The organism is Streptococcus sp. 27098_8_75 (genome assembly GCF_041432475.1).
In the GTDB taxonomy this organism is placed as follows: Bacteria; Bacillota; Bacilli; order Lactobacillales; family Streptococcaceae; genus Streptococcus; species Streptococcus gordonii.
Genome location: NZ_JAPVZR010000001.1, coordinates 224504 through 240777, shown reverse-complemented (window position 1 = coordinate 240777; position 16274 = coordinate 224504). Strand labels below are relative to the sequence as shown.

At 43.2% G+C, this 16274-nt stretch carries 11 protein-coding genes; 9 read left to right on the top strand and 2 right to left on the bottom strand.

All coding sequences use genetic code 11. The annotated features are described in order from the left end of the window. The first annotated feature begins 11 nt into the window (after positions 1-11). The 4 genes from O3640_RS01090 to O3640_RS01075 all read left to right on the top strand — a co-directional run bounded on the left by O3640_RS01090 (position 12) and on the right by O3640_RS01075 (position 7425). Positions 12-524 carry a GNAT family N-acetyltransferase gene (locus tag O3640_RS01090; protein ID WP_371586653.1) on the top strand — a complete coding sequence of 171 codons (513 nt, stop codon included), beginning with the start codon at positions 12-14 and terminating at the stop codon, positions 522-524. Between the two features lie 201 nt (positions 525-725). Next, positions 726-1976: a dicarboxylate/amino acid:cation symporter gene (locus O3640_RS01085; protein WP_223344283.1), complete on the top strand. Its 1251-nt coding sequence runs from the start codon at positions 726-728 to the stop codon at positions 1974-1976. A gap of 14 nt (positions 1977-1990) precedes the next feature. Then, positions 1991-2929: a RimK family alpha-L-glutamate ligase gene (locus O3640_RS01080; RefSeq protein WP_046165037.1), complete on the top strand. Its 939-nt coding sequence runs from the start codon at positions 1991-1993 to the stop codon at positions 2927-2929. A gap of 278 nt (positions 2930-3207) precedes the next feature. After that, the gene (locus O3640_RS01075; RefSeq protein ID WP_227955782.1) at positions 3208-7425 is read left to right on the top strand and encodes a GH32 C-terminal domain-containing protein; all 4218 of its coding nucleotides are present in this window, start codon (positions 3208-3210) and stop codon (positions 7423-7425) included. A gap of 148 nt (positions 7426-7573) precedes the next feature. Here the strand turns inward: O3640_RS01075 and O3640_RS01070 are convergent, their stop codons facing one another. Continuing rightward, the gene (locus O3640_RS01070; RefSeq protein WP_060970577.1) at positions 7574-8410 is read right to left on the bottom strand and encodes a helix-turn-helix domain-containing protein; all 837 of its coding nucleotides are present in this window, start codon (positions 8408-8410) and stop codon (positions 7574-7576) included. 86 nt (positions 8411-8496) lie between these two features. On the opposite strand from O3640_RS01070, the gene O3640_RS01065 reads away from it, so the two are divergent. Next, positions 8497-9531: a dihydrodipicolinate reductase gene (locus O3640_RS01065; RefSeq protein ID WP_096754761.1), complete on the top strand. Its 1035-nt coding sequence runs from the start codon at positions 8497-8499 to the stop codon at positions 9529-9531. Between the two features lie 58 nt (positions 9532-9589). Here the strand turns inward: O3640_RS01065 and O3640_RS01060 are convergent, their stop codons facing one another. After that, positions 9590-12847 carry an LPXTG-anchored zinc carboxypeptidase gene (locus O3640_RS01060; protein ID WP_371586479.1) on the bottom strand — a complete coding sequence of 1086 codons (3258 nt, stop codon included), beginning with the start codon at positions 12845-12847 and terminating at the stop codon, positions 9590-9592. A gap of 314 nt (positions 12848-13161) precedes the next feature. Between O3640_RS01060 and O3640_RS01055 the strand changes: the two genes are divergently transcribed. From O3640_RS01055 to O3640_RS01040, 4 genes are all read left to right on the top strand, one after another. After that, positions 13162-13428: an ACT domain-containing protein gene (locus tag O3640_RS01055; protein WP_011999901.1), complete on the top strand. Its 267-nt coding sequence runs from the start codon at positions 13162-13164 to the stop codon at positions 13426-13428. Positions 13429-13438: 10 nt separating this feature from the next. Then, on the top strand, positions 13439-14776 hold the full coding sequence (locus O3640_RS01050) for a PFL family protein (RefSeq protein ID WP_008808405.1): 1338 nt from the start codon (positions 13439-13441) through the stop codon (positions 14774-14776). A 53-nt stretch (positions 14777-14829) separates the two neighbouring features. Next, a complete protein-coding gene (locus O3640_RS01045; protein WP_061601544.1) occupies positions 14830-15522 on the top strand; it encodes a histidine phosphatase family protein in 693 nt (230 codons plus the stop codon). 64 nt (positions 15523-15586) lie between these two features. Beyond that, a complete protein-coding gene (locus O3640_RS01040; protein ID WP_053794140.1) occupies positions 15587-16273 on the top strand; it encodes a histidine phosphatase family protein in 687 nt (228 codons plus the stop codon). The last annotated feature ends 1 nt before the right edge of the window (position 16274 follow it).

The window sequence follows — 16274 nt, the reverse complement described above, 5'->3', positions numbered from 1 at the left end:
GGTGCTTTACATTGATAAGTTTAGAGCTACTTTCTGAAGAAAATAGTATAGATGTCTATTCTTTTGAAAAAGAAAATCGGGAGTATTTTGAGCAGAGTTTGCCTCCTAGACCAGCTAACTATTTTGATTTAGAAGGTTTTAAAGAAATTACAAGGGAATTGTTAACGGAACAAACGAATCGGGATGTCTACATGCATCTTATTAGAGATTCGCAAGGTGCTTTGGTCGGAAGAATCAATTTAAGTGTCTTAGAGAATGATCAAAAAACAGCGGAACTTGGATATAGGATTGGAGAAAATTACACTAATTTAGGCTATGCAAGCGAAGCGGTTAAACTTGTTTTAGACAAGGCATTTCATACTTATGGTTTAAATAAGATCGTTGCGGGAACGGCAACGGATAATCTAGCCTCTAAGAGAGTACTTTTAAAAAATGGTTTTACATTTAGTAAGATTATAGAAAATGACTTACAAATTCATAATGAGTGGGTTCATACAGCAGTATTTGAGATAACGAGACCATAATATCATCATTTCCAGTTTACTGACAGAACCAACGGAGTTATCGATCTATACAGACATTCAAGAATTTTCTCTTGGGTGTCTTTTTTAAGTTTTTTCAACTCCCCCATAAAATTCTTCTATTACTTTCATAGAAAATATATATTAGCCAGGTTGGGAGAATCATAGTAGAATAGCTATCAAAATAGAAAAAGGAGTTTGGGGATGAAAATTTTTTCTTTATGGTCAAAGGTTTCTTTGGGGTTGCAACTCTTGATTGCTTTGGTTTTGGGTGTTCTTGTTGCTCTTGTATGGCCGCAATTTTCGGCTTTCTATCAATTTTTGGGACAAGCTTTTATCAGTCTGATTAATATGGTGATTATTCCTCTGGTATTTCCGGTTGTGGTCGTAGCGGTGGCTGGTGTGATTGGTAAGAAATCTTTTGGGAAGCTTTTGACAAAGAGTTTGCTCTATTTCTTTGGTGTCACGACGGTGATTACTTTGATCTTTATCTTTGCTGCTTATTATCTAGGCTTTGGTCAAGGAGTCAATATCGGTCAGACTGGAGGAAATATTGATGGGATTGCTAAAAGTATCCAGTTAAATGAGTTCTTTCTCAGTTTCATTCCGGCTAATATTGTTAAGTCGCTTTCTGAGGGGGCTTTGCTTCCAATCATCGTCTTTGCGATATTCTTGGGTTATGGTCTTGGAAGTCTTAAGGAAGACAAGTCACAGAAGTTTATTGATTTATTGCAAATTTGGATTGAAGCCATTTACAAAATTGTCGGTGTGATTATCAAGCTATCACCAATTGGGATTTTCGGTTTTATTGCCAAAGATGTAGCTACAACAGGAGTTGACAAGTTGGTTGGTTTGGGTCAATTTGTAGCAGGAACTTATCTGGCCTATGTGGTTCTAGCTTTAGTGATTTTTCCTTTGATTGCATTGGTTTTCGGAGTTCCTTATCTGACAAGTATTCGTCAGAATTGGAGCCTCTTGACTTTGGCTTTTGTTTCTGGTAGCTCCAGTGTTGTTTTGCCACCTCTGTTGAAAGATCTAAAGAAGCAGGGGCACGATGAGCATGTCATCGACCTGGTTGTGCCTTTGGGTTATACTTTTAACCTCGAAGGAGCTGCTGTTTATTTCTCAGTAGCTACTATCTTTATCGCCCATGCTTATGGAATTGCATTTTCTATTTCTGGTCTATTCTTTACCATCTTACTATTAACCTTGGTTGGGAAGACTGCAGCAACTGTGCCTTCTGGAGCGATTGTTGTCTTGCTGGCTGCAGCACCTCAATTGGGATTGCCAGTGGAAGGAGTTGCCTTGATTTTTGCTGTTGATTTCTTTGTTAATGCTGGTCGTACTGCCCTCAATGTTCTAGGCCAGGCTTTGGCCGTGAGTGTGATTGAAAAAACAGAAGGTCACGTAGTGGAAGAATCAAAAAGTAGCGAACTGGCTGTTCGGTATTCTTAAAGGAGAGAAGACTTATGAGTCAAGCAAAAGTATACGTTATTCATGAAAATTTGGAGTGGACGCAGCACTTGGTCAAGTGGCTAGAGGAGAAAAATGTCCCCTATGAACTGTGGGATTTGTCAAGTGGGATCTTAGATTTGCAGAGTCCGCCCCCAACAGGAATTTTCTATAATCGGATGTCTGCTTCTTCTCATACTCGGGGACACCGCTACGCACCAGAATTTACAGAGCAGGTTCTAGCTTGGCTGGAAGCTCATGGCCGTAAGGTCGTCAATGGTAGTGGAGCTATCAATCTAGAAATCAGTAAAATCAAGCAATATTTGAAACTTTCTGAAGCTGGGATTGCTTCTCCAGAGACTGTAGCTGTTTTGGGGCAGGACAATATTCTGGAAGCAGCTAGAAAACTCAATATTTATCCTCTGATTACCAAGCATAATCGCGCTGGGAAAGGTTTGGGTGTGCAACTCTTTAACAGTGAGTCAGAGTTAGAAGCTTATGTAGACAGTCCTGCTTTTGAGCCTTCTGTGGATGGGATTACCCTGCTTCAGGCTTATATCAAGCCAGCGGATGGTCGTATTCGTCGTTCGGAGTTTATCAACCAGAAGTTTCTTTATACAGTGTCGATTGATTCATCAGATGGTTTTCAGCTTTGTCCGGCAGATGGGTGTCAGATTGGACAAAGACCTGCTCAGTTGGAAACATCGGATAAGTTTCAGATCACAGATCCGCTACCTGCTAGTCAAAGACAGGCTTACGAGACATTTCTAGCTCAGGCTGGTATTGATGTGGCGGCTATTGAGTGGGTAGAGTCGGAGGCGGGTCAGATCTATGTCTATGATGTGAACACCAATACCAACTATAATCCGACAGCAGAAGAAAAAGCAGGGATTTTTGCACATCAGCATTTGGCAGAATATCTAAAGAACGAGCTGGTAGCATCCTATTCAGAATAAATTTAAAACAAACAAAAGCTTTCCGTTTTGGAGGCTTTTTGTTTTTTCTTCATTTCTAAAATATGACATCTGTCATTTTGTTTTTGTGACAAACGTTAGATGAAGCGCATACAAAGATTTGTTATATTTAGATTATTGAAATTGCTTCTTTTTTATAAAGGAGTTAGGTGCTAAACAAGGTGTTCATTTTGAACAAGAAAAGGTGAAAGGAGTGCGTTATGTAGAAGTAATTTGGTTGTGAGGAGTCTGACTTTATTTTTAGAATATTGAGGTGTGTCATGAAAAATCATCAGGAAAAAGTGTGTAAAAATTGGTTTATGAGAAAAAGCGGTAAGCGTTGGTTTTTTGGGTGTGCCCTGCTGGCTTTTGGAGCTTTCTTGTTAGATGGCGGTGGAGTGGTTTATGCAGATGAGGGTAAGGCTAATCCGGCCCCTGCTCAGGTCTTGCAGGCTGATTCATCAGCTGTCTCGGAGCCTGAAAGTGGGCAAACAGCTGCTCCTACAAGTAATGCCGATAAGACAGAAAACTCTGTAGCTGGAGAGACTGCTGCGATGGAAGCGAGTGGTCAGGATGCAGCAGTAGAGTCAGCCAATCAAAAGGCTGATAAGGAAAATCAAGCCACAGCAAATGCTAAAGAGACCAAACAGGAAGAAGACGAACAGCCAGCAGCGAAGGAAGTTGCTTCGGAAAAACTCCCTGCCATAGAGACTGTAGATAAGCAGCCAGGCTTCAATACTAATTTGGCAGAAGCCAAGGGAGACAAAAATGGAGTTTGGGAAGTCCGAGAGCAAGGACTTTATAGTGATGCCAGAGGCAAAGGTGATAGTTTCCTTTACTCTCAAAGTCAGGGTAAGGATTTTGTTTACTCAACGGATGTAACCTTCCTCAGTAAGGAAGGGGCGGCAGCCCTCATTTTCCGCAGTAATAATAATCCGGATGACAAGAGCAGCTATGCAGTTAATATTGATGGTGGCAGCAACAATGTGAAGTTTTGGCGTTGGCAAGGCGGTCGGGACTATCAGTTTATCAATGAAAAACATATCGAGCCAACGGATGATAATAAATATCGGCTCAAGGTTGTTTCTATCGGCTCTTGGGTATCCTACTATGTCAATGATATCCTAGTGGCCAGCTCAGGAGATTACACGCTTCAGAGAGATGATAAGGGGCAGAATACTTATCTGTCAGCAGGCTATTTTGGCTTACTTAACTGGAACAGTGAGCTGCTTTTTCAAAATACCTTTTATAAAGAAATCACTCCTCAGTCTAATCCCGAGTTGGAGGATATAAGGGTGACTTCTTCGGTTGGGAAAGTGGAACAGAAAGGTCAGTTTACTGCTCCTATTACCATCCAGTATGTCAAGCATGATGCTGAGACTGTAGACTTGACTGTCGTAGCGAAAAATCCTGCTGCTAAGGTAAGCGTGACTGATGCTGCAGGTAGGGTTTATAGTGATTTGAAGAATATTCCGCTGGCAGTGGGGGCAAACTATCTGACTGTGACCAGCACTGTGACGGATGCGGATGGACAGGAGGTCAGCCTGACTTATCGGCTCAATGTCCATCGTCGGCAGGCAGATGAGGTATACTATAATGAGCTCTATCGCGGTCAGTATCATTATTCGGTCAAGGACGGTTGGGCCAATGATCCCAACGGGCTGGTTTATTATAAGGGAGCCTATCATTTCTTCTATCAGTTTTATGACGATACCAAGTGGGGGCCTATGCACTGGGGTCATGCGACCAGCAAGGATTTGATTCATTGGGAAGAACAGCCTATTGCCTTTTATCCGGATGCTAATGGGGCTATGTTCTCAGGCTCTATCGTAGCAGATACTACCAATTCCTCTGGTTTATTTGACAATGACCAGGGCGGTTTAGTCGCACTGATTACTGCTGACGGAAATGGTCAGCGCATCAAGTTAGCCTACAGTAAGGATGAGGGTCGGACTTGGACGAAGCTTGATCAAATTGCAGCTGACTGGACGGATGATCCATTGCAGTCTCAGGATTTTCGTGATCCCAAGGTCTTCCGTTGGGAGGGCAAATGGTTTATGGTCGTTGCAGGCGGACCGCTGAGAATTTATTCGTCTGATAATCTGCGTAATTGGAAGGTGGAGTCAACTTATGCAGATCTCCATACGGAGTGCCCAGATCTCTACCCTCTGCTGGCAGACGATGGTAGCCTAAAATGGGTCCTGTCTCGTGGCGGGCGCTCCTATAAGGTCGGTGATTTTAGACAGGTGGAGGGCAAGTGGACCTTCGTCCCAGATGCTGAGTTTGCTCAGGCTGATCAGGTCATGAACTTTGGTAAAGACTCTTATGCGGCCATGACTTACTACGTTCAGGACTTTGGTAGCAAGGCTAATCCAACCCTACCTGACATCATCGCGTCTAACTGGATGAATACCTGGGAAGATTACTGTAATCTGGTAGCCGATACCGTCGGTCAGAAGTTCAACGGCACCTTCAATCTTAACCTCAAACTAGGCCTTATCAAGCAAGACGGCAGCTATCGGCTGACTCAGACGCCAATTACAGCTTATCAGTCTCTGCGTCAGGAAGACAAGGCTGTGTTGTATAAAGACGTAGAAGTTAGTGAGAAGAATGGGCTGTTGAAAGATTTTTCCGGTGATCAGTATGAAATTGTCTCTACTTTCCGTCCGAGTGAAACGACCAAGAAAGTCGGTTTTAACCTGCGGGTTGGAGATGGAGAAGTGACTAGAGTTACCTATGATTTAGAAAAGGAAACTCTCTCTATTGACCGCAGCCAGTCTGGTATTCTTCTCAGTAATAAATTTGCTCAGGTGGATAGTCAGTCTGTCAAGCGCAATGCGGATGGCAGCATAGATCTGCATCTCTATGTGGATCGTTCCAGCCTAGAAGTCTTTGCCAAAGGATATACTGTGGCGGGTGCCAATCAGATTTTCCCTGCACCAAATAGTCTTGCCGCTAGTGTGTTTGTAGAAGGTGGTGCTGCTAAGGCTGACATTGCTCTTTATCCGCTGAAGGGCATCTGGAAAGACAAGCAGGCAGTGACCAAACCACTGGAACTAGTGCAGGCTTCTCCTGTGACAAATAATATTTATGTCGGCGAAACTTTGGATTTGAAAGCATATATCATGCCAGCAAGTGTCTCTCAAGCGGTCAGCTGGAGTGTGGATCAGCCAGACCTAGTCTCTGTCACGGAAGATGGCAATAAGCTACGAGTGACTGCTCTGCAAAGGGGTGTGGTCAAGGTAACGGCAACCTCTAAGGAAAATCCAAGCCTTTCCAAGGTCTTCACCATCAATATTAGCCGTAATGACTTTAAGACCAATGTTCCAGATCTAAAAGCTGTTTCCGGTAAGTGGTATGTCGACGGTGAAAGTCTCTATAATAAGAATACCAGCGCCAATGATTATTATATGGGAGGTCAGAAGATTCCTTTCCCTGAGTATAACTTGGATGTGGACCTCAAGTATCAAAAAGGCTTGATTAACATTTTCTATGCGTCTGAAAATGTTGATCCTCGCAATGCCTATTCTATTCAATTTGGCGATAATGATAAGATTCGACTTTACCGCTTTATGGGAGAGACGATTGCAGAAAGTAGCATGAATGGCAAGCATCTTAATGACGGCCAGCTCCACCATGTTAAGCTAGTGAAAACTAAAAATGGTGTCAGTGTATCTGTGGACGGTGTAGAATACCTGAACCACCAATTTGATACGGTTGAGCCTTATTATAATGATGCCTACGTCGGTCTGGGACTCTGGGATGGGGATTTGGAAGCTCGCAATTTCTTTGTGACCAATCTTCATGCCCCAGCAGTTAATAAGGCTTCTCTGCAGAAAGTGGTAGACAGTACGGCTAGTCTAGATCCAAGCCTCTACACAGATGAGACAGTTCAGGCTTACCAGTCAGCCTTGGCTCGAGCCCAGTCTCTCTTGGCAGATGAAAAAGCGGAGCAGGCAGATTTAGATAGAGCAGAACAGGATCTGAAGACAGCTCTTGCTGCTCTGGCTGTGAAACCAAGTCATCAGGTCACTCCGGAAGAAGGGATAAAGGACCTAGTGGAAGAAAAGCCGTTCTTAGAAATCGTAATGGAAGAGATTGCATATCAGACCCGAGAACAGGAAAATCCAGAACTGGAACAAGGGCAGCGGCGAATACTTGTAGCCGGCCAAAAGGGTCAAAAGCGAGTCTTTGTAGAAGTCTTGAACGGTCAGAGAACTGTCCTCGGTCAGGAAGTGCTTTCTCTAGCAGTTGACGAACTAGTAGAAGTTGGCAGCAAGGTGGTGGCTGAAAGTGCTAAACAGCCTTTGACAAGGACCCAGCCTCAAGCTCTCAATCAAGGTGAGGAAGAGAAAGTTATTCCGTCGCCAAGATTGCAGCCAGCTCCCGACTCAGCCCTGCCTAAGACTGGCACTCAAGAAGACAAGTTTCTGCCTCTGGCTGGTTTAGCTTTTCTGGGAATGGGTCTTCTAGCTGGAAGAAAGAAACAAGAAGACTAAGGTGCTAAGCAATGGTTATTTGCACATAAAAAGGATGGGTGTTTTCCCGTCCTTTTTTGATATAATTACGGTTTATGAAATGATTAGTTTTTGGCTAAGCATGCTGCAGTATCTGGCAAGAATTCCGATACATCCATCGGCTTGCATTTTAATTCTCTATCTTAACTTGCATCCGGATGAACATATCGCGGTGCTGCTCCTGGAGTTGTGGCTGTTCATGAATGACCTCGCAGATATAATCGCCCACAGGAGTATATCCAGCTTGGGTCAGAGCTTGGTGAAAATGTGGCAGAGCTTTAAGTTCATCTGCAAAGGAAGAGCAGTAAGCAACAGCATAATTTCCTGCCGGTAGCAACATTCGATTTAAGTGAGGGAGTTCATTGGGAGTATGATGGAAGAGACAGAGTTGCTTTGAAATCCATCTTTCTTTTTGGAAATCTTCTTGTTTCATAATGGAGCCAACACGGCTGAAATGAGCGAAAAAAGGACTGTAACGCAGGATTTCTTGCTTGAAGCAGCGGAGAGCAAGTTCGTATTCTTCACTTTTCATTTGATAAATATTTTGAGCAATTTCAAAAATAAGCAGCTGCCGTTCAGGAAAAGTTTGGATTTCCAGTTCTTGCTCGCTCTGTTTTTCGCCATAGATACGGGCACCAGACCGAAAGATTTCGATTTCTTGGATTTGTTTTTCTAAATTCTCTTTTTCCTCTAGAAGGCGCTGATAGCGCTCTTCGATAAGCTGGTGCAGTTGAAAATGGTCTTTGTCAGATAGGATTTCTTTGATGTCTTCTAGAGAAAAATTCAGTTGACGCAGGTACTGAATGGAGTCAACCAGAGAAGATTGATTGATGTGGTAGTAGCGATAGTTGGTTTCTGGATCGACTTTATAGGGTTTTAAAAGACCGATTTGGTCATAGAATCGTAGAGTTTGGATGGAAATTTGATTTATTTGGGAAAATTCTCCGATACGCAAAATTTTTTTCATTTTTTAAAACCCTCTATTGACTCTCTAGTTACTAGAGATATTATACTATAATTGTGAAAATAATAACAATTAATGGAGGGTTTGCCATGAGAAATACAAAAATTCGTGCTGTCCAGTATGGCTGCGGCAAGATGTCTAAAGTGATTTTCAAGTACCTGCTGGATCACGGTGTAGAAATTGTCGGAGCTATTGATAACAATCCTGCTGTAGTAGGACAGGATGTTGGTGATTTTGCAGAGCTAGGCTATAAGACTGGTGTCCTGATTTCTGATAATGCTGAACGTGTCTTTGAAGAGTGTGACGCAGACATTGCCATTGTCACCATTGCTTCCTATATGCCGGAAATGTATGATTTTTTTGAAACAGCCATCAAGCATGGAGTTAATATCATCACGACCTGTGAGGAAGCGATCTATCCTTGGACGACGTCGCCATCCGAAACAAACCGCTTGGACAAGCTGGCTAAAAAATATGGTGTCACTGTAATGGGTTCAGGCATGCAGGATATTTACTGGATTAATATGCCTTGCTTGGCTATGTCTGGCCTTAATCACATTCAAAAGGTGAAAGGGATTGTCAGCTATAATGTGGAAGATTATGGTCTGGCTTTGGCAGAAGTGCATGGTGCTGGTTACGATTCAGAGCGATTTGAAAAGGAAATTGCCAGTGCTGAGAGTCTGCCGTCCTATATGTGGAATGCTGCTGAAGCTATTTGCTCTAAGATGAACTGGACCATTCAGGATATTTCACAAAAGAGTGTTCCTTACATTTTGGACGAAGATGTTTATTCTGAAACGCTGGGACGTACAGTTCCGGCGGGGCAAGTAACGGGTATGTCAGCTGTGACAACCATTCATACCCATCAGGGAATTGAGTTAGAAGTAGAGTGTATTGGCAAGGTCTATCGTGAAAATGACGGAGATATGTGTGATTGGGAAATTACTGGTGAGCCAAATCTAGTCTTCTCAGTCAGCAAGCCTGATACTGTAGCCTTGACCTGTGCCACTATCGTCAATCGAATCCCTTCTGTGTTAGATGCACCGGCAGGTTATGTGACTTCAGAGTTGGCGCGTGACTTGGCCTATCCGACCTATCCACTTCATACCTATGTGGAAAAATAACAAAGCTTATAACTAAAAATACACCTCCCGCATCAATTGGGAGGTGTGTTTTTAAGTATTAATTTTCTTTTTTCTTCAAAAGGAAGAGTCCAGCAGAGCAAGCGATTAAAATACTTGCTAACTTGAAGATTTCAGTCATTTCCTGTGTTCCAGTTTTTGGAAGAGAGTCTCTGCTATAGGTCAAAGGAATCTCTTGAACAGGCTCAACTTTAGTTGCGGGTTTAAAATCAAGTCTTGTTTGATTTGGAGCTTGATAAGTCTTGCTTGGAGCCTGGTAAGTAGGAGGTGTTAATGGCTGAGGTTTAGGAATTGGATTTGGAGTTGGACTTGGCAAAATATAATCTGTCAAGTTTGCCAACTGACTACCAAAAACAGCATTCGAGATCCAACGGTAGAAGTGAATTGTATGCAAGCGGTTGGTAGGATTTCCAGCGTATACAAATAATGGGTTTTCATTGTATTTTCCAGAGATAGCTACAATTTTGTTAGCCAATTTTTCATTGCCTGGCCACCATCCAGCTATATAGTAATCACTGCCAGCGATTGTTGCCAAAGTTTTGAAGTTGGCTGGGGCCTTGGCAATCCAGTTTCCTGAGTTAGAATAGAAGAGATCGTTCTTATTATAACCGCTAGTCAGTGGATCTTGATCATCTATAATTGCTTTCATGAGGCCTTCAAAATCACTGCCACCAGAGAATTTTTCAGCATCAAATCCGTCAATAAGTCCCAGTTTTTCGAGTCTTTGCATAGCAGAGCCGCCAACGACGATGGTTGGCTTAAGGCCGACTAGAGATTTGTCAAAATTATTGCTTTCTAAAACAACAACATCAGCTTCCTCTGGTGTGTCGACAAGATCAAAGCCTAGATTTTTTAGTGCTAGAGCTGTATGTGTAGGCGAATCAACACCTGCCCAATAAAATTGATGAGGAGGTGAATAGACTTTTAAGGCTTTCAAGCTTGGGCCATTAGGAACCTTATAGAGTGCATCCCCGTAGATGGCATAATCTCCCAGTAGGTTTTCAAATGTCGGTGTATCAACGATATATCCATCGTCTGTTAGATAGACTTTCTTTCCTTGGCGAATGGCTTGGTTAACTGCTTTTACGGCACTGTCAGATGTATTTGCAATCACATAGTAAGGAGCTGAGTGGTTAATTTCGCTTGTACGAGTAGCACGAAGAGCTGTTACGTCTCCTAATTTTCCTTCAAAGAGTTTATCCTTGAAGACAGCTTCTGCTTTAAAGCCACGCATGTCTGGGAAATTCACCAAAAGTTCGGCATACATAGCTGACCAAGCGGATTCATTAGAACCTTTATAAAGGATATGGTTGGCATAGCCTCGTTTAGCTTGGGCCATATCAACAACCAGGTCCCCTTTCTTATAGTTGCCTACATCTTCCTTCAATTCTTTAAGAGTGACACCATTTCTCTTGAAATATTCAATCATATTGAAGGCTTGTTGGGAGTCGTTGTTTTTATCAAGGCCCATCGGAATAACATAATAGTCAGGGAAGAATTTCTTTTGGCCATTCTTGATCCGTCCAACGACCTTACCATCAGGTCCTACTAATTCATTCTCTGCTTTAGGATCTTCTACCTTATTGATACCTCTGAGATAGAAGTTGAGGCGCATTTCCATCAATTTATCTGGGTTTTGAGATAAGTAAGAAATACCTCCCAATACTGCGTGGTATCCAGCTTTATAGGACTCTTGATTTCCTTCAGGTATTTCGATTGTATGCCCTAAGATACCATGGTACATAGCGTAAACTCCAGTATAGCCGGAGAAGGAATCGTCCCAGCCATCACCCCAGTCTAGTTTAGGGATAATATAGCTGTCATACTTAGAGTTAGCGACGCCGGCACGTCCCATGTGGTGGGCGTTTTCCAGCATATTTTCTGACAAGAGGTCATATTCGAAGTTGGGATCATGAGGTGGTGTTGCTGGTTCGATCAAGAATTCTTTAACGAATCCATGGATGTCATAAAGAGCAATGGGATTCCATTTATTGATGAGGCCAGCGACAGTTCGAGTTTCAGGGTTGGCCTGATAACTTGTGTCCCGGTTGGGGTCAATTCCATTAGCTAGTGCACGAGTATTGGCAACATCTCCGTCCGGATTTTCTGTGAAGTCAAATAAGAAAATAAATTTCTTGAGGAGTTCCTTGACACTAAGAGTCACATTTTTGGCAAGGCCATTGGCATCAGTTGTCTGGAAAGAAATAAGATCTTTAGTAGCAAAGGTATTGAAAAGTCCGGTGATGATGTCGATGGCGGGCTGTTCATCAGCGTGGGTATTGTTGATAAGGACTGGGAGCTTATAATCCAGTGTACCGTTCTTTAAGGCAGCCAGCATTTCGGCAGGCTTTGTGAGGGCTTTTGGATTGGTTGTATTGAGGTAGTCATCAATGCTCTTCTGATCGGAGCTAATAATTCCCAGTTTAACATCTCGTCCTTGCGCGCTCTTGCCAATCGTTTCGATTTGAACCAAACGATCATCTTTAGCTTCTTGTCGACTCTTTTCGATAGAGGCCAGCATTTCATCGTGGGTATGGAAGTCTTCATATGGTCTTAGGACAATGTTTTTGCGAATAGTAAGCCCCAAATCTTCGCTGACCCCGACTAATTCATGATTTCCCATAAAGTTGCGGTAGGTTCTGCGAATATTGTTGGGTGTTCGTAAACTCAGATCTTGGCCAAATAGTTCGTTAAATTTCAGAGATAGCTTGAGGTCGTTTCCTTCGGCTTTTTCTTCTATGGTTACAAAGGGATCTCCAGAGAAGGTTCCGTCTTCCATCTTCCATGTTTTCCACTCGCTAATTGGCTTATTATCAAGTGTCCAGTTAATTTTGTTAGCTTTGGCACCTTGTTCTTGAACGGTTTCCTCAATGCTGGCTTTTTCAGACATATAAACCTTACTGTCTGCAAGCTGAACTTTTGAGTCTTCGCTACTTGCTGCACGTGTTTCAGACTTATCAGGTGCAGTAGTGTTTTCAGAGCTAGTTTCCTTTTTGTTTTCTGCTCCTGTGGCTGGGCTAGTAGCCGTTTCGCTTGTAGTCTTATCCGATTCAGCTACAGGCTGAGTTTCCTTATTAGCAGTATCTGCCTGAGGTTGATCAGAATGATCCTCTGTTTTCTCGGCACTGACAGGAGTAGGATTTTCGACAAGACTACTTACTGGACTTGCTTCTTGTTGCGCTTCAGTCGGATTTAGCGTATCGGCAGCTACGTTTCCTTGGGCTAGAACAGCTAGAAGGGCTGCGGCTGACAGGCTAAGAACCTGAGTATATAAGCGTTTCTTATAGGTGTCTTTCATAAGAGACCTCCTTTGTAATGTGTTCTTTAATCTTACTATATCAATTTTTGTAATCGTTTTCAAGAAAAAGCATAGATAAAAAATATGCTTTCAATAGACAAATCTGAGAATCTTGTCTTGCAATTCCATCTATGAGCCTTGTCGAACAAGAAATGACGGGCTTATTTTATATGGATGAATTATGGATTCCTGCCTAAAATAGAAGAGTGAGAAGAAAGCATGTATAAGCTCGTCTGAGGAATTTCTACAATTCCATGCAAAATCACATCTTTTATGCTACAATAATACAAATAAAAAATGGATTGGAGTCGACAATGAAAGCAATTATTACGGTTGTTGGGAAAGATAGATCAGGGATTGTTGCAGGAGTCTCAACTAAGATTGCAGAGTTGGGATTGAATATAGATGATATTTCACAGACTGTTTTGGATGAATTTTTTACGATGATGGCTGTTGTTTCAAGTGAAGAAAAACAAGATTTTGCAGCTCTTCGTAGTGAATTTGAGAGCTTTGGCCAGACTCTTAACGTCAAAATCAATATTCAAAGCGCAGCAATATTTGACGCTATGTACAATATCTAAGGGGTGAAGGATGGATATCAGACAAGTAACAGAAACCATTGCCATGATTGAGGAGCAGAATTTCGACATTCGGACTATCACCATGGGTATTTCACTCTTGGACTGCATCGATACAGACATTGATCTGGCTGCTGAGAAGATTTACCAAAAAATCACGACCAAGGCTAAAAATTTGGTGGCTGTTGGGGACGAAATTGCTGCAGAGCTCGGGATTCCTATCGTCAACAAGCGGGTCTCAGTGACTCCGATTTCGCTGATTGGGGCGGCCACGGATGCTAAAGATTATATTCCTTTAGCTAAGGCTCTGGATCGAGCGGCTAAGGAAATCGGCGTAGACTTTATAGGTGGTTTCTCTGCCTTGGTCCAAAAGGGCTATCAAAAAGGCGATGAAATCCTCATTAATTCTATTCCACGAGCTTTAGCAGAGACGGACAAGGTCTGTTCTTCTGTCAATATCGGCTCAACTAAGACTGGTATTAATATGACGGCAGTTGCGGATATGGGACGGATTATTAAGGAAACAGCCCAACTGTCTGACATGGGTGCAGCTAAATTGGTCGTCTTTGCCAATGCGGTAGAGGACAATCCTTTCATGGCTGGTGCCTTCCATGGTGTTGGTGAAGCAGATGTGGTCATCAATGTCGGTGTTTCAGGACCTGGTGTTGTCAAGCGGGCTTTGGAAAAGGTGCGTGGTGAGAGCTTTGATGTGGTGGCGGAAACGGTCAAGAAAACGGCCTTCAAGATCACGCGTATCGGTCAGTTGGTTGGTCAGATGGCCAGCGAACGTCTGGGCGTTAAGTTTGGGATTGTTGACTTGAGTTTGGCTCCAACTCCAGCGGTCGGAGACTCAGTGGCCCGTGTTTTGGAAGAAATGGGCTTAGAAACAGTAGGTACCCATGGCACAACAGCAGCGCTTGCCCTGCTCAATGACCAAGTCAAAAAAGGTGGTGTTATGGCCTGCAATCAGGTTGGCGGACTATCTGGTGCTTTCATCCCTGTGTCAGAAGACGAGGGCATGATTGCGGCTGTGCAAAACGGTTCGCTCAATCTAGAAAAGTTAGAAGCTATGACAGCCATCTGCTCAGTAGGTTTGGATATGATTGCTATCCCTGAGGCGACGCCGGCTGAAACCATTGCAGCCATGATTGCGGATGAAGCAGCGATTGGCGTCATTAATCAAAAGACGACAGCTGTGCGGATTATTCCAAAGGGCAAGGAAGGCGATATGATTGAATTTGGCGGGCTCTTGGGAACAGCTCCGGTCATGAAGGTCAACCAAGCTTCGTCAGCAGCATTTATCGCGCGTGGTGGACAGATTCCAGCGCCGATTCACAGTTTTAAAAATTAATAAGAAAATCGGGTCTGTGCAGACAGGCCTTTTCGATTGAACAAGGAGAAGAGATGACAAAAACGAGATTATTTATCATTCGGCATGGGAAGACAATGTTTAATACCATTGGCAGAGCTCAAGGTTGGTCAGATACTCCTCTGACAGCTGAAGGGGAGCGTGGTATTCGAGCGTTGGGGATTGGCTTAAAAAAATCTGGCCTTTCCTTTGTAAAAGCTTATTCAAGTGACTCGGGTCGAACAATTCAGACTATGGGGATTGTGTTGGAGGAACTTGGCTTAACTGGGCAAATCCCTTATACCTTTGATAAAAGAATCCGAGAGTGGTGTTTTGGTAGTTTTGATGGTGCTTATGGTGGAGAACTCTTTCATGGTGTCATTCCTCGTGTTTTGAAGACGGATGACTACAAGGAGCTTAGCCTGCCGGACTTAGCGAATGGCTTGGTTGAAGTGGATACAGCAGGTTGGGCAGAACCATGGGATAAGCTCAGCGATCGGATTTTAGAAGGTTTTGAAGCTATTGCAAAAGATGTAGAGGCTTCCGGTGGAGGCAATGCTTTGGTGGTCAGCCATAGTATGACAATCGGTACACTTGCTTATTTAATTGATGAAGAGATTAAGAAGAATCCTGGAGTTGAAAATGGAAGTGTGACGGTTGTCGAATATGCCAATGGAAAACTATCCATTGAAAGTTTGGGAGATGTGTCCTATCGTCAAGCTGGTGCAGAGGTTTTAAATAGTCGCTGACAGGAATGGTCTTGATTTTTTCCTAAAAGTGGTATAATAAAGGAAGAATAAGGGAGGCAAGTAAATGTCAAAAACAAGATTGTATATCGTCCGTCACGGTAAAACCATGTTTAATGCGATTGGTCGAGCGCAAGGATGGTCGGATACCCCTCTGACAGCTGAAGGTGAACGAGGAATTCGAGAGTTAGGGTTGGGTCTAAAAGATGCTGGTATAGACTTTAAGCGGGCTTATTCTAGCGATAGTGGTCGGACTATTCAAACCATGGGAATCATTTTAGAAGAGCTGGGCTTGAGAGATAAGATTCCTTACCGTACAGACAAACGCATTCGTGAATGGTGCTTTGGTAGCTTTGATGGGGCTTATGACGGTGAACTCTTTATGGGAGTCATGCCCCGTGTCTTTCATGTCGAACATGTCCACCAGCTTAGCTATCCAGAATTAGCGGAAGGATTGGTAGAAGTGGATACAGCGGGCTGGGCAGAATCTTGGCCTAAACTCAGTGGCCGTATTTTAGATGGTTTTGAGAGTATCGCCAAAGAAGTTGAGTCGCTAGGAGGAGGAAATGCTCTGATTGTCAGTCATGGTATGACGATTGGAACCTTCGCTTGGTTGATTGACCACGCAACGCCTCGAGGTTTAGGCCTGCACAACGGCAGTGTAACTGTAGTAGACTACGAAGATGGTAAGTTTACGATTGACCGGATTGGTGATATGTCTTATCGTGAAGTGGGCGCCAAAGTAATGGAGTAAT